Annotated in this window: 20 protein-coding genes; 8 read left to right on the top strand and 12 right to left on the bottom strand. The window is 35.3% G+C overall.

Annotated features, from left to right (window positions below):
- Position 1 precedes the first annotated feature (1 nt).
- The 4 genes from bla (at position 2) to ORNRH_RS02005 (ending at position 2,085) form a co-directional block, all read left to right on the top strand.
- The gene (gene bla / locus ORNRH_RS02020; protein ID WP_169313178.1) at positions 2 to 889 is read left to right on the top strand and encodes a subclass B1 metallo-beta-lactamase; all 888 of its coding nucleotides are present in this window, start codon (positions 2 to 4) and stop codon (positions 887 to 889) included.
- 25 nt (positions 890 to 914) lie between these two features.
- Positions 915 to 1,145 carry a ferredoxin gene (locus ORNRH_RS02015; RefSeq protein ID WP_014790242.1) on the top strand — a complete coding sequence of 77 codons (231 nt, stop codon included), beginning with the start codon at positions 915 to 917 and terminating at the stop codon, positions 1,143 to 1,145.
- Positions 1,146 to 1,148: 3 nt separating this feature from the next.
- Positions 1,149 to 1,718 carry a 5-formyltetrahydrofolate cyclo-ligase gene (locus ORNRH_RS02010; protein ID WP_014790241.1) on the top strand — a complete coding sequence of 190 codons (570 nt, stop codon included), beginning with the start codon at positions 1,149 to 1,151 and terminating at the stop codon, positions 1,716 to 1,718.
- A gap of 133 nt (positions 1,719 to 1,851) precedes the next feature.
- A complete protein-coding gene (locus ORNRH_RS02005; RefSeq protein ID WP_014790240.1) occupies positions 1,852 to 2,085 on the top strand; it encodes a hypothetical protein in 234 nt (77 codons plus the stop codon).
- Between the two features lie 365 nt (positions 2,086 to 2,450).
- Here the strand turns inward: ORNRH_RS02005 and nadE are convergent, their stop codons facing one another.
- Entirely contained in the window at positions 2,451 to 3,239 is a 789-nt protein-coding gene (gene nadE / locus ORNRH_RS01995) for an NAD(+) synthase (RefSeq protein ID WP_014790238.1), read from the bottom strand.
- A gap of 43 nt (positions 3,240 to 3,282) precedes the next feature.
- Between nadE and gldB the strand changes: the two genes are divergently transcribed.
- From gldB to ORNRH_RS01975, 4 genes are all read left to right on the top strand, one after another.
- Positions 3,283 to 4,257: a gliding motility lipoprotein GldB gene (gldB, locus tag ORNRH_RS01990; protein ID WP_014790237.1), complete on the top strand. Its 975-nt coding sequence runs from the start codon at positions 3,283 to 3,285 to the stop codon at positions 4,255 to 4,257.
- A complete protein-coding gene (gene gldC, locus ORNRH_RS01985) occupies positions 4,257 to 4,577 on the top strand; it encodes a gliding motility protein GldC (protein ID WP_014790236.1) in 321 nt (106 codons plus the stop codon). The genes gldB and gldC overlap by 1 nt, the downstream gene beginning before the upstream one ends.
- A gap of 3 nt (positions 4,578 to 4,580) precedes the next feature.
- Positions 4,581 to 5,759 (top strand): MalY/PatB family protein, encoded by a 1,179-nt coding sequence (locus ORNRH_RS01980; RefSeq protein ID WP_014790235.1) that lies wholly within the window; start codon positions 4,581 to 4,583, stop codon positions 5,757 to 5,759.
- A gap of 98 nt (positions 5,760 to 5,857) precedes the next feature.
- Complete coding sequence (locus tag ORNRH_RS01975) at positions 5,858 to 7,204, top strand: trigger factor (protein ID WP_014790234.1); 1,347 nt, start codon at positions 5,858 to 5,860, stop codon at positions 7,202 to 7,204.
- Between the two features lie 86 nt (positions 7,205 to 7,290).
- Here the strand turns inward: ORNRH_RS01975 and ORNRH_RS01970 are convergent, their stop codons facing one another.
- The 11 genes from ORNRH_RS01970 to ORNRH_RS12250 form a co-directional block, all read right to left on the bottom strand.
- Positions 7,291 to 8,265 (bottom strand): IS30 family transposase, encoded by a 975-nt coding sequence (locus tag ORNRH_RS01970; RefSeq protein ID WP_014790233.1) that lies wholly within the window; start codon positions 8,263 to 8,265, stop codon positions 7,291 to 7,293.
- The gene (locus ORNRH_RS01965) at positions 8,265 to 8,621 is read right to left on the bottom strand and encodes a hypothetical protein (RefSeq protein ID WP_014790232.1); all 357 of its coding nucleotides are present in this window, start codon (positions 8,619 to 8,621) and stop codon (positions 8,265 to 8,267) included. The genes ORNRH_RS01970 and ORNRH_RS01965 overlap by 1 nt, the downstream gene beginning before the upstream one ends.
- Positions 8,622 to 8,756: 135 nt before the next feature.
- Positions 8,757 to 8,966, bottom strand: a complete 210-nt coding sequence (locus tag ORNRH_RS11805) for a hypothetical protein (RefSeq protein ID WP_014790231.1) — start codon at positions 8,964 to 8,966, stop codon at positions 8,757 to 8,759.
- The gene (locus ORNRH_RS01960) at positions 8,966 to 9,451 is read right to left on the bottom strand and encodes a hypothetical protein (RefSeq protein WP_014790230.1); all 486 of its coding nucleotides are present in this window, start codon (positions 9,449 to 9,451) and stop codon (positions 8,966 to 8,968) included. Before ORNRH_RS01960 ends, ORNRH_RS11805 begins: the two co-directional genes overlap by 1 nt.
- The gene (locus ORNRH_RS12255) at positions 9,444 to 9,617 is read right to left on the bottom strand and encodes a hypothetical protein (RefSeq protein WP_014790229.1); all 174 of its coding nucleotides are present in this window, start codon (positions 9,615 to 9,617) and stop codon (positions 9,444 to 9,446) included. The genes ORNRH_RS01960 and ORNRH_RS12255 overlap by 8 nt, the downstream gene beginning before the upstream one ends.
- A gap of 17 nt (positions 9,618 to 9,634) precedes the next feature.
- Complete coding sequence (locus ORNRH_RS01955) at positions 9,635 to 10,300, bottom strand: hypothetical protein (protein WP_042275130.1); 666 nt, start codon at positions 10,298 to 10,300, stop codon at positions 9,635 to 9,637.
- 73 nt (positions 10,301 to 10,373) lie between these two features.
- Positions 10,374 to 11,276 carry a hypothetical protein gene (locus tag ORNRH_RS11495; protein ID WP_014790227.1) on the bottom strand — a complete coding sequence of 301 codons (903 nt, stop codon included), beginning with the start codon at positions 11,274 to 11,276 and terminating at the stop codon, positions 10,374 to 10,376.
- Positions 11,266 to 11,739 carry a hypothetical protein gene (locus tag ORNRH_RS01945; protein ID WP_014790226.1) on the bottom strand — a complete coding sequence of 158 codons (474 nt, stop codon included), beginning with the start codon at positions 11,737 to 11,739 and terminating at the stop codon, positions 11,266 to 11,268. Before ORNRH_RS01945 ends, ORNRH_RS11495 begins: the two co-directional genes overlap by 11 nt.
- A 115-nt stretch (positions 11,740 to 11,854) precedes the next feature.
- Positions 11,855 to 12,058 (bottom strand): hypothetical protein, encoded by a 204-nt coding sequence (locus tag ORNRH_RS01940; RefSeq protein ID WP_014790225.1) that lies wholly within the window; start codon positions 12,056 to 12,058, stop codon positions 11,855 to 11,857.
- Between the two features lie 3 nt (positions 12,059 to 12,061).
- Positions 12,062 to 12,481: a hypothetical protein gene (locus ORNRH_RS01935; RefSeq protein WP_014790224.1), complete on the bottom strand. Its 420-nt coding sequence runs from the start codon at positions 12,479 to 12,481 to the stop codon at positions 12,062 to 12,064.
- Positions 12,482 to 12,504: 23 nt separating this feature from the next.
- Entirely contained in the window at positions 12,505 to 12,669 is a 165-nt protein-coding gene (locus ORNRH_RS12250; protein ID WP_014790223.1) for a hypothetical protein, read from the bottom strand.
- Positions 12,670 to 12,680 lie beyond the last annotated feature (11 nt).

Raw genomic sequence — 12,680 nt, 5'->3', positions numbered from 1 at the left:
TATGCTGAAAAAGAATTTTAAACCATTATTTATGCTGAAAAAGAATTTTAAACCATTATTTATGCTGAAAAAGAATTTTAAACCATTATTTATGCTGAAAAAGAATTTTAAACCATTATTTATGCTGAAAAAGAATTTTAAACCATTATTTTTTTATTTATGCTTTTGGATGAGTTTGGCGGCGTGTCAATCTCAGTCTTTTGGAGGGCTTCAGTTCCCTAAAATAGTTTATCAATCCGAGGATTTAAAGGTGGTTCAGATTGCGCCTGATACTTTTGTCCATACGTCTTATTTAGCCACCCAGCAATGGGGAAAAGTGCCTTGTAATGGTATGATTGTCAGACATCAACGAGAAGCGATGGTTTTTGATACGCCCACAGATGAAGCCTCTTCGGAAGCTTTAATCCATTGGATTAAAAACGAACTGAAAGCCGAAATAAAATGGGTGGTGCCGACGCATTTTCACGATGATAATTTGGGCGGATTACCAGCGTTTCATCGGGATAAGATAATGTCTATTGCATATTATAGAACTCAAAACTTATCTAAAAAGCATCGAAAACCACAGACTATTACTACCTTTTCAGCTACAGATTCAACTTGGAATTTGGGAGGTGCAAAAATCCAAATAGGTTATTATGGAAAAGGACATACGGAGGATAATATAGTTGTGTATTTTCCAAAGGATCAAGTGTTATTTGGTGGCTGTTTGGTAAAAGAATTGGGGGCAGGTAAAGGTAATTTGTCTGATGCTTTCCCTAAGGAATGGTCGGCAACCATTCAAAAAGTGAAACACGCCTATCCAGAAGCGAAAATTGTGGTGCCTGGACATGGCAAAATAGGGGACAAAGCGCTATTGGACTACACGGCGCAACTTTTCAAACCATAAAATGATATTGATATAAAACGAAGCTATGGTCATCATAACCTTACAGAGAGATAAATGCATCGGTTGCAACTATTGTGCGGAGTTTGCGCCAGAGTTTTTCCGTATGTCTAAAAAAGATGGGAAATCGGTATTGCTAAAATCTAAGGATAAAAAAGGTTTTCATACTTTTAAAACGCCTATTCCTGATGCTTTTGAGCCTTGCGAAAAAGCAGCCAAAGCTTGCCCTGTGAACATCATCGATGTGAAAACTACTTAAAATATGAAATTTAGCAAAACCCAATGGCGGAAAGTTTATAAACAAAAACGCAAAGCACTTTCAGCAGAAGAAAGAAAGGCATTAAGCCAAAAAATCTTTGTGCAATTGGCACAATCCGATTGGGTGGAAAAAGCACAAAATATCCATATTTTCATTTCGGTGGAAAAGTTGGGCGAAGTGTCTACGCAAAAATTTATTCAATTGCTTTGGGTTAAAGGTAAAAGTGTTTTTATTCCAAAAGTTGAAGGTAAATCGCTCATCACTTGCGAGTACACGCCCGAAACGCTTATGGAAATGAGCCGTTGGGGCATTTTGGAACCTAAATCACCCAAAATAGTATCTGAGAAAGTGATAGATTTAGTCATTACGCCACTTTTAATCTGTGATAAAAAAGGTACGCGTATAGGCTATGGTGGTGGATTCTACGACGGGCTTTTTGCTAAATGCAAGCCCGATGTTTTAAAAGTCGGCGTAAATTACTTTTCTCCCATAAACGAAATAATCCCGACTTACGAAAGCGATGTGCTGCTGGATTATTTGGTAACGCCAGAAGATATTTTTGGATTTAAATAAATGTTTATTTTTATTTGTAATGAAACCTTGGCTTGAAGAGGTATAGATTTCTTTAAGAAAAAGATAAGGCTAAAGAGGAAATTAACATGGGTTTTGATTGAAAAAATAATAACTTTGTTATTAATTTAAAATTATGGAAACAAATATAATTCGTTTAAAAAGAAAACTAACTTTTCAAGAGTATCAAATGGTTACTAATTCTTTAGAGAGGTTGGGCATTGAAATAGACTATCCAGAGAATGAACTCTCTCAAGATGAAATAAATTCTATTTCAAAAGGGATTAAAGATATAGAAGAAGGCAATTTTTGTACAAGTGAAGAGCTCCATTCTAAAATAAAAGAGAAATATGGTATTGAAATGGTCTAATCAAGCTCAAGAGGAACTTTTTGATACGCTTGATTTTTGGATTAATCATAATAAATCGGATGTCTTCTCAAAAAAAATTCTAGTCGAAATAAACAAAGTAGAAAAAGAACTGATTAACCAACCTTATTTCCTTTCTATTTATTATTCTAAGAATAATGTATATAAAAAGAATCTTTTGAATAATAAATTCTCAATATATTATAGGATAAATAATGAGAATATAGATATCCTACATTTTAGAGATAACAGACAGAAACCTTTGTATAAATAGTTTGGGTTTAAAGTTAATTCAAAACCCAAATGAGGTTTTTAAACAAAATAAAAAAAGCCATTTCAAATTAAGAAATGGCTTTTTTAGTGTTTTTTTATTTTTTCAATTCTTCGGGAATCAACGCCACAGGAATCGGATTGATTTTGTGCTGCATGGCACGATTAAATTTATTGAAAATTTGTAGAACTTCTCGTTGTCTGCCTTCGAAATCTTCGGGTTTGTGGTCTTTGTATACGCCCATAGCCCATTCCAGTTCGTCGTAAGTAGCACCCAATTGGTCTTCGTCGGTGCGGTCGTCGTTCCATAATCCGTCGGTAGGTTTAGCATTTTGGATAGAAGCGATGATGTCTAATTCTTTGGCTAACTTAAAAACTTCGCTTTTCATCAAATCCCCAATCGGAGAAATGTCCACCCCGCCATCGCCGTATTTGGTGAAGAATCCCACGCCAAAGTCTTCTACCTTGTTTCCTGTTCCTACGACCAAGTAGCGATTAAGTCCTGCGTAATAATACAGCGTGGTCATTCTCAAACGCGAGCGCGCATTGGCAAGTGCTAAGTCATTTTGTGCATGATTTTTATCAGCTACCACTGCCTCGCTCAGTGCATCAAAAGTAGGCGTAAGGTCTACTCGCATGCCTTTTACATTAGGATATCTTTCTTCTAGCCAAGCGATGTGGTTTTGCGCTCTATTTACTTGATCCTGAGCTTGGTGTATTGGCATTTCAATCGCTAGAACGGGTGCGCCTGTTTGAGCCGTAAGTGTAGAAACTACAGCAGAATCAATTCCGCCAGAGATTCCAATCACCCATCCGTCCATGCCAGATTTAGATAAATAATCCTTTAACCAATCAACAATATAATTAATTACTTCTTTTGTGTGCATAATTTCTGTATTTTTGAATTCTCAAAGTTAATGCTTTCAATTCATGAAAAAAATATTTTTCTATGTAATATTAGTTTTAGGTATCTTTTCTTGCCAAAAAAAAGCGCATGAATTTAAAACAGATGTTCCTCCTTTTACGGATTCTATCCAAGTGAAAGATGTGTCTAAGGTTTATTATGATACAAAAATCAGCAATCAGGCGTTGGCTAAACTTTATCCTGACTTTTTTGCCAATATTCCAGACACGATTTTGGAGCGTCGCCGTGCAGATACCCTAGCCATTGCTTTGAACCAAGCGGTAGAAAATCAATTTAAAAATTTAGCCTTAAAAGATTCATTGCGATCTATCTTTAAATATGTAAAATACTATTATCCCAATTTCACAGCCCCTACGGTGTACACCTTTACGGGAGAGTTGCCGTATATGAATCCCGTTGCTTACTGGGTGCAGAGCAACGACATGGTGCTAGGGCTAGATTGGTTTCTGGGTAAAGATTATCCGTTGTATGAAAAAATGGGGATTCCACGATATATAAGAAAAAACTTTCAGCCTCAGGATTTAAAGATTAGCATAGCCGAAAGCATGGCAAGGCAACTTGTCCCGATGGATATTACTAAAAGAAAATTTGTGGAAAAAATGATTTATGCAGGAAAAGTGTTGCTAGCCACACAAGCCTTTTTGCCTGAAAAATCAGCCCAAGAAATCATGCAATATTCGCCAGAGCAGTGGCAGTGGTGTGTGGGCAACGAGGCAGATGTATATGTGTACTTTACCGAGGAAGAATATTTCTTTGACGAGGATAAAAAGCTAAGTGAGCGATTTATAGATCCTGCGCCTTTTTCTAAATTCTTTACCGATGCCGATAACGAAACGCCAGGAAGAGTAGGGGCATGGATGGGCTTGCAGATTTGCCAAGCTTATTTGAAACAGAACCCCAAAGTGGATTTAGCTACATTTTTGAGCGACAATGATTATTTGAAAATATTTAAAGACTCAAAATATAAACCGATAAAATAATGAAATCTGAAATAAAAATAAGCGTTGAGCTAGACGAAAATAAAGTGCCAGAAAAGCTTAGCTGGAGTGCCGTAGATGGTGGCGTAGAAAACCAAGAGACTAAAGCAGCATTGCTCTCCCTCTGGGACGACAAGCAGCGAGAAGCCTTGCGCATCGATCTATGGACGAAGGATATGCCGATGGATCACATGAAAATATTTTTTCACCAAATATTTAGAGCTATGGCAGATACCTACCAGCGCGCAACCGATGAGAAAGAAGTGGCAGAGAAGATTAGAGAATTTGCAGAGGACTATGCCCGTGCGGCGAAAATTAAATAAAATATGACAGAATATAACTTCGATGAGGTAGTAGATAGGAGAGGTACAGGAGCCTTAAAAATTGAAGCTTTAAAAACCAAATGGGGACGCACCGATTTAATTCCACTCTGGGTGGCAGATATGGATTTTAAAACCCCTAAATTTGTAGTAGAAGCGGTGCAAAATAGATTAAACAACGAGATCTTTGGCTATACTTCGGCATCAGAAGATTGGTACCATGCCATCATCGATTGGCAAAAGAGGAGAAATCAATGGGAAATCACCAAGGAGATGATTTCCTTTGTACCAGGAGTGGTGCCAGGTTTATCTTTTGCCGTGCAGTGCTTTACATCGCCTGGCGACAAGGTGCTTATTATGCCTCCAGTCTATCAGCAGTTTGGGAAATCGGTGCGCAATCACGATAGGGAGCTAGTGCTGTGTCCGCTCAAGCTAGTAGGTATGGATTACACCTTTGATTTTGCCCTTTTTGAGCAGCGCGTAAAGGATTGTAAACTATTTCTACTATGCAATCCGCATAACCCAGGAGGCAAGGTGTGGCGTAAAGAAGAACTGCAAGAAATTGCACGCATTTGCAAAAAGCACAAGGTGCTAGTAGTTTCAGACGAAATACATTCAGATTTAACCTTTGCTCCACACAAGCATCACCCATTTTCATCGGTAAGCGAGGAGGCGAGAGACAATAATGTTACATTCAATGCGCCAAGCAAGGCATTTAACTTAGCGGGCTTTTGTAGCTCATTTGCCATTATCGAAAACCCAGAAATCAGAAAAAGATTTGTAGACTTTACCGAGAAAATGATGGTGGGAGATGCCAATGTTTTTGCCTATCTCACAACCACCGCTGCTTACAACAATGGCGAGAAATGGCTGGAGGCAGTAAAGGAATATATAGAGCAGAATATCCTATACCTAGATCAGTATTTAAAGGAGCATGCTCCTAAAATCAAAGCCGTAATTCCACAAGCATCTTATCTAGTGTTTTTAGATTGTAGGGAGCTTAATTTAAGTCAGCAGGACTTGGTAGATTTCTTTGTAGACAAAGCCCATTTAGCCCTAAATTTAGGAGAGGACTATGGCGAAAACGGAAAAGGCTTTATGCGAATTAATTTAGCCGCACCACGAGTGCTTATCCAGAAAGCCCTAGACCAAATAAAAGAAGCCTACAAGGAGAAGAATTTTTAGTAAGAAAATAAATTAAATTATAAAATCAATATATAGAATTAAAACATAGTAAAAATCCCGATTATTTTGCTATCTTTGCAACCCAAAATTTTAATAGAATGAATGTTACGTACAATAAAGTAGATGATTTAAACGCAGTTTTATCGGTATCTATCGAAAAAGCAGACTATGCAGACAAAGTAGAAAAAGCCCTTAAAAATTACAGAAAAAATGCAAATGTACCAGGCTTTAGAAAAGGTTTTGTTCCAATGGGACTTGTAAAAAAACAATACGAAAAACCACTCATCTACGAAGAAGTAAATAAACTTTTACAAGAAAGCGTAAATAAATATTTAAACGATAATAAAGTAGAAATCTTGGGACAGCCCCTACCAAAAGAAGATAAATCTTTCAATTGGGATAATGAAACTTTAAACTTTGATTTTGAACTAGGTTTGGCACCAGAGTTTGAAGTGGATTTAGCAGAGGTAAGCGTTCCTTATCACAAAATTACCGTAAGCGATGACGAAGTAGAAAAATACATCGAAAACTTCAGACTTAGCTATGGTAAAATGTCCGAAGCAGAAGAAGTAGGCGAAGGAGCTTACATCAAAGGTGTGTTCTATGAATTAGACGAAAACGGAGAGGAAACTTCTGCGCACTACCACGCAAATGTGTTCTACAAAGATTTGAAAGATAAAAAAGCATTTGATGGTAAAAAGAAAGGAGATAAAGTAGAAATCGAAGCAAAAGAGATTTTTGAAGACCAAGATAGATTGGCTCAAACTTTTGGTTTAGAAGAAGACGAAGTAGCAGATTTTAACAAAAAATTAGTTTACAAAATTCAAGGCATCGTAAGCCATCAAAAAGCTGAAATCAATCAAGAATTGTTTGACAAAGTATATGGTGAGGGGGTAGTAGATTCTGAAGAAGCTTTCCGTGCAAAAGTGAAAGAAGAAGCAGAGAAAATGTATGTAGCAGAGGCAGATCGTGTAATGCTTACCAACGGATTGTTGAACTTGGTAGAAAACAAAAAGTTTGATTTACCAAAAGAGTTTTTAGTGAAATGGTTACAATTCTCTAATCAACAAGCTGATTCTGTAGAAAAAGCAGAAGAAATGTACAACAATGCTGAGCGTGGTATGAGATTCCAATTGGTAGAAGGTAGAGTAGCCAACAAATACGATGTAAGCGTAACAAGAGAAGATGTTGAAAACCAAGCAATCGAAGCGGTAAAACAACAAATGAAAATGTACGGTGCTGGATTAAACTTCGACGATGAAATGTTGAAAGGTATCGCACAACAATCACTTCAAGATGAAAATCAATACCGCCAATTAGCAGACCAAGTATTTGCTGGAAAATTGATTGAATTGTTTAAGCAAAACGCTAAACTTGAAGAAAAAGAAGTTAGTTTTGAAGACTTCGTGGAAGAAGTAAAAGCACAAAACGAAAAAACTAAATAAGAACACTAATACTAAAGTTTTCATATGATCAGCGTGACTGCCTAGGCAATCGCGCTGATTTTTTTGTGTAAAGGGAAAAGCTAGATTCAAGCACTAAATGCAACATTTTCCACAAATGTATAAAAAACATCACGAGGCTTGCAAAACTTTAACACTTTAAAAGGTCTGTCGTTTATCTCTTTTTGTACCGCTTTCAGCTTGTTAGCGGTACTTTTTGTGATTGCTGAACCTTTTTTCACATATTGTCTAACAAGTTTATTCATATGCTCAATTTGTCCTTTTTGCCAACTAGAGTATGGGGCTGTAAAATAAATCTGGGCTTGCAGTTTCTTTGCCACATTCTCATGATTTGCAAACTCTAGCCCATTATCAAGCGTTATAGATTTGACCACTTTTTTATATGGAAGTAACACATCATTCATCGCATTTGCCACAACATCTGCACTTTTACTAGGTAAATATCTAATAAATAAAAACCTTGATACTCTTTCCGTAAGTGTCAGCAAATAACCCTTATGATTTTTGCCCTCTATCAAATCACCCTCCCAATGCCCGAACTCCTTACGCTCATTCACAACCTGCGGGCGTTCTTCTATACTTACGCGGTTCTTTATTTTTTCAACTATTTTAGAAACTTGTGCCTTTCTCTTTTTCAAAGCGTGACGGCAATACTTGTACAATTTACCACCTTTACGCTTATCCTCTCTTATATATTGGTAAATCCTCTCAACTGATACCATTTCCAGTCCCAGGCTTTTACAGTAACCGACTATTTGGAGCGGTGAATATCTTTTATACAAAAATTGTCTTACTCTTTTCTCAACCTCTTTGGTAAAGCGTCTATAACGCAAAAAACGCTCTTTCTTTTCAGAATAGAGCGTCTGTGCCTTCTTTGCTTTATACTTTCCTTTCTTCGTTCGGTTCCTCTTTACCTCCCTGCTTATCGTAGATTTATCCCTTTTCAGTTCACGAGCTATTTTCGAGATAGACCAGCCAGCGGTTAAATATGCCTCTATCATTGCTCTATCGTGCAAATCTAAATGTTTAAATCTCCGTGCCATTAGTCTATATTTTGAGGATTTTCAAAACTCATTATCATATAACCAAACATTTTTCTATCTGCAGTTATCGTATATTTTTGTTCATAAGGTTCTAAAAAATAATTTATAAAAGCTAATTCCTTTTTTTTATCATCAAAATTTAATCCATTAGACAAAAGCATATATCTATCAACATCAAAAGGAGCAACATCTAAACACGCACCCTCAGAAGTTAAAAAATCATTTATTGATTGCTTAATATACTTAATCTGTTTTTCAGTGTAATACTTTCTTATTTCTTTTTTTGCCTCTTTGCTTTGTGCATATGTTATAAGTGAAGAAACACATAATACTGCGGTAAATAGAATTTTTTTCATGACTTGATTTTTTTAGTGATTTAACAACACTTTGCAAATATCAAAAGAAATGCCAAATATTGCAAAGCAAAAAGATAAAAAAAAAGAAACCACACCAAAAAGGATGCAGTCTCTCTCATTATTATAACAAACTAATTAATTCAAAAATCTTGGTATATAGTTTCCATTGTAGAAGCGTCTTAGATATTCTCCAGTTCTACGATTGTAAACATTGAAGTATCTCCAATCTGAAAATTTGGAGTGATCAAGCCATTTAGAGAATTTGTACAAGTCATGTACATACTGCATTTTGAACACTCCAAAGGCTCCAAAAACTATACAGCTATAATCGTTCTTATGGCTCATTATTCAATGCCCCTTATTTCTTCGTTTCCATCATACAATAGGAAAGGTCCTGATCCCTTGTATTCAGATTCTTGACCAGATTCTAATTGTAATACCTCGTGACTATATGGATCTGATACATCTAAATAAACGCCAACAAATTTACTAGTACTATTTCTAAAGTGATATCCGTTTTTATTCTTCGTTACAACAAAACCATCATAAAAAGTTCCAACATTATAACTTAACAAAATCGCTGAATTTGAATCATATCCATCTATAAAATTTGGTAAATCTTTCACAGGTTCTCCGTCCAATGGTATCAACCTTTTATAAATAACATAATCAGACTTGTCAATCAAATAACGCCTAAATGCATTAGCGGTATAAAAATATGGACCTACTTGATAATAACAATTATCCGATAAATCAATTGTAGAAACCTCTCGACACAAAAGCTCACTCCTAAACTTTCTATTATCAATAACTATCACACAATCACTCATCTTTTTTATCTTTTAAATCTTTAATTTTCTTTTTTGCAAAGCTATACGCAAAATCAAGCACAATAGCCAATAAACTTGCTAGAAGCGGTTTTAGCTCATCAAACGAAACCGCCCCCGTAAATCCTAATATACTATAAATCTTTGTCCTATCTACAAAATTTGTCATATCTCTTTATTTTTTGTTTAACTCAATTGTTCAAAACCCCCATTACTATCAAGCTGAATATTTGAAACCTGCGCCTTTACATATCCCAACAAATCTATATAATGCCCATGCTCAACAAGATATTCTTTTTCCCCATCATTATAACTCTGAATTACACGTGTAGTTTCACCATATAAATTTAATACCCTGCAATGCCCAGTTGATGGCATTCTAAATAGAGCAAGTCCACCCATGCCAGTTATTTTAACTTTCTCGGGCTCCTCACAATCATAATGAAATTTTACAGGAACTTCACTTATTTGGTTGCAATTATTTTTCTTCTCAAGCAACTTCTTTCTAATTTCTTCTTGTTCTTTACGCTTTCTTTCTTCCTGCTCCCTTCTCTTTTCTTCCTCACATTCAGAACAAAAATCATTTGCCTGCTCCTCCTGCAGTTTTTTAACCACATCACTTTTTACTGGTATTTTTCCCTTCTGTTTTTCTGATTGCATCATATCATCAACTTTTTGACTAAATGCTTTTTCATTTCTCACTGCAGAACCGCCTTTTGCAAAAACCTTATCAAACTTTGGTTTTTCTACTTTGGGCAAACTCACAGGTTCCTTGAATTTATTTGTATCCAGTGGCAACAAGGAATTATCTCCTGTGCTTACTTTCTCCTTTATACTCGTCTTTTTGGTCAATCTAAATAATAGATAGATTATTAAAAAGATGAATAACCAAAACTTAATTTTCTTTTTCTCGCTGTGTCATAACCTATTTTTTTAAATAAGAATTAAAAACATTTTCAAACTTTTGAGCATAAGAGGCTATATCTTTTGCTCTATCTGTAGAATTAACAACCCTTCTTGCATTGTAATAATCTGTTTTATTTTCATTACAATAAAGCTTTAAAGAAACACCCGTTAAATTATTAGGTTTATCAGCCATCATCATTTTTATGGTCATTAAAGCATTTAAACGCTTATCATTTACTATTAAATCTGGATTTGACAAAACATCTACACCAGAAAACTCTTTAAACTTAGTATATAAATGCCTACCAGTCCACTGGCAATATCCACGACCAAAAAAACGAGCTCCATCACCTTTATATTTATTACTTAAATTCTTTCTTCTACTAGCTGGATTATAACACCAAGATTGTACGCCATACTTCCACTCCATGTACACAGCCTTTTCAGCACTAACACCAAATGTATCTGCAATCTTCAAAAACTCGTTAAACTCCCTTAATTTATCCCCTTTAAGCGTTTTCTTCAAAACAGAAATTTTATCATTATAACGCTCACGCAATAAACTAAATTGACCCATTTCATGATATGCTGTAGCCATTATATAAGATGCTTGATTTATCAACAAATCACCACTTTTAATTTGATTTATTAATATATCAAACAAAGTATAACCCCAATCAGCATATGAATTATATCCTTTGGCAAATCTCAATCCATTAGGTACTAAAAGCATAGATAAAACACTTTTAGTCTCACTCTCTGTATTTGGAATATCAACGCCCACTAGTTCCAATTCTCCAAACTCAACTTTAGACTTTGGTTTTGATATTTTATAAGCCCACCAACTTCCAGCTAGCAGGGCAATTGCTTTTAAATATGTCATTTTTTTATCTCTTCTTTTATTTCTTCTCTTATTGCCCATATAACGATTTATTAAATTTATCCAAAACCTTTTGCCACTCTGGGTGAAGCTTTGGTTTTGGTGCGGGTATCTTAGGTTGATTATTTAACTTTGGACTTGGTGCGGAGCTCTTAGGTTGATTGTTTAACTTTGGTTTTGTCTTAATTGGAACAATACTTTTCCCCAACTCTATCCCATATTCCAATGGAGTTTTAAACGTTCTTACACCATGTGTAACATAATAAGGGTCAAAGGATCCAACCGAAAAAAACATTTTAAACATTTCAGACCAAAATCTAAAATTTGTCTTCACAAACTGTTCTGTAGTTTTTTCCTTTAAAACCAAAGGCTTTGCATCCTCCATTTTTTGTTTAACAACAGTTACAACTCTATTAAATCTACGAACTAACAAAAATATTATAAAAGCTATCAGCGATAACGCCAATAGCTTACTATTCTTCATCAAATCACTTAAAAACTTCATCCTTTAAAACTATCTTTAATGTGGTCCTTCAACACATCTGATAACATAATCATTCCAATGTAAACCACTGCAATTAAAACACTTGTAATTAATTTACTTGTCATCTCTCAATATTTTACCACATATGTTCCTTATCCGTAGGAACACCCGCAAGTTCTTCTTCATTCAAGTACTCTGGCTCGTTACCCTCCACATCATCAAAGAGTGTATCTATCTCTTTTTTTGCCTCGTGCGCATGATGCAAACATATTTTTGCACATTGTACATACTTCAATAACAACGGCAATGATTTAAATAATCCTTTCAATTGTTTAAACATAACTTATCTAGTTTTAATTTGTCCGAAATATCCACCATTAGGTGCTTTAGTTGAAATTACCATTCCCAGCTTTTGCAAATACACTTTTCCAGTATTCACATTGAAACTTGCTATTTCTAAAACCTTTGCGCCAGTCTTTTTATAGAAAGCCTCAAACATCATAGTTATAAATCTATTTCCAGTGTTTGGAGACTCTGAACGCACACTCTTAGAGTTTTCAAATGCTTTAACAGTTATCATACCTCTTTGCTTTGAATAATTCCAAGCCGTAACATAAAACCTTCCATTCTTGGATTGTCCAGCTTTAGCCCCAGAATGTTTTTTAGGTTGTCTCTGATTATTATAACCTCGGTCATAACCTCGGTTAAAATTAGGGTTGGGATTTCCACCCCAACCATTACTATATCCATTATTATACGCCATTTCTATACTTTTTTAGTTAATAATTACCAGCCTCTTCTTTTTCCTTTGATTTTAATCCAGCCCATGTACACGGATAAAATCACTGCTCCCAATCCTAAAACCAAAAAGGTCGCAATACTTGTCCCTGCACCATTACCACTTAATGGCTTTAGTAAAAAACTATCAACTTTTGTTATTAATTCTTTCATCTTTATTTTGT

It is taken from the genome of Ornithobacterium rhinotracheale DSM 15997 (genome assembly GCF_000265465.1).
Classification (GTDB): domain Bacteria; phylum Bacteroidota; class Bacteroidia; order Flavobacteriales; family Weeksellaceae; genus Ornithobacterium; species Ornithobacterium rhinotracheale.
Note: the sequence above shows the minus strand (reverse complement) of the source record. Positions and strands in the feature narration are given on the sequence as shown.

Coding starts and splice junctions, on each gene's coding strand:
- ORNRH_RS01940 (WP_014790225.1), bottom strand. CDS start 12,058: ATGTTTAAACAATTGAAAGGATTATTTAAATCATTGCCGTTGTTATTG.
- gldB (WP_014790237.1), top strand. CDS start 3,283: ATGAAAAAAATATTTTTCTATGTAATATTAGTTTTAGGTATCTTTTCT.
- ORNRH_RS02015 (WP_014790242.1), top strand. CDS start 915: ATGGTCATCATAACCTTACAGAGAGATAAATGCATCGGTTGCAACTAT.
- ORNRH_RS02010 (WP_014790241.1), top strand. CDS start 1,149: ATGAAATTTAGCAAAACCCAATGGCGGAAAGTTTATAAACAAAAACGC.
- nadE (WP_014790238.1), bottom strand. CDS start 3,239: ATGCACACAAAAGAAGTAATTAATTATATTGTTGATTGGTTAAAGGAT.
- ORNRH_RS11495 (WP_014790227.1), bottom strand. CDS start 11,276: ATGGGCAATAAGAGAAGAAATAAAAGAAGAGATAAAAAAATGACATAT.
- bla (WP_169313178.1), top strand. CDS start 2: ATGCTGAAAAAGAATTTTAAACCATTATTTATGCTGAAAAAGAATTTT.
- ORNRH_RS01935 (WP_014790224.1), bottom strand. CDS start 12,481: ATGGCGTATAATAATGGATATAGTAATGGTTGGGGTGGAAATCCCAAC.
- ORNRH_RS11805 (WP_014790231.1), bottom strand. CDS start 8,966: ATGAGCCATAAGAACGATTATAGCTGTATAGTTTTTGGAGCCTTTGGA.
- ORNRH_RS02005 (WP_014790240.1), top strand. CDS start 1,852: ATGGAAACAAATATAATTCGTTTAAAAAGAAAACTAACTTTTCAAGAG.
- ORNRH_RS12250 (WP_014790223.1), bottom strand. CDS start 12,669: ATGAAAGAATTAATAACAAAAGTTGATAGTTTTTTACTAAAGCCATTA.
- ORNRH_RS01975 (WP_014790234.1), top strand. CDS start 5,858: ATGAATGTTACGTACAATAAAGTAGATGATTTAAACGCAGTTTTATCG.
- gldC (WP_014790236.1), top strand. CDS start 4,257: ATGAAATCTGAAATAAAAATAAGCGTTGAGCTAGACGAAAATAAAGTG.
- ORNRH_RS01965 (WP_014790232.1), bottom strand. CDS start 8,621: ATGAAAAAAATTCTATTTACCGCAGTATTATGTGTTTCTTCACTTATA.
- ORNRH_RS12255 (WP_014790229.1), bottom strand. CDS start 9,617: ATGACAAATTTTGTAGATAGGACAAAGATTTATAGTATATTAGGATTT.
- ORNRH_RS01980 (WP_014790235.1), top strand. CDS start 4,581: ATGACAGAATATAACTTCGATGAGGTAGTAGATAGGAGAGGTACAGGA.
- ORNRH_RS01970 (WP_014790233.1), bottom strand. CDS start 8,265: ATGGCACGGAGATTTAAACATTTAGATTTGCACGATAGAGCAATGATA.
- ORNRH_RS01960 (WP_014790230.1), bottom strand. CDS start 9,451: ATGAGTGATTGTGTGATAGTTATTGATAATAGAAAGTTTAGGAGTGAG.
- ORNRH_RS01945 (WP_014790226.1), bottom strand. CDS start 11,739: ATGAAGTTTTTAAGTGATTTGATGAAGAATAGTAAGCTATTGGCGTTA.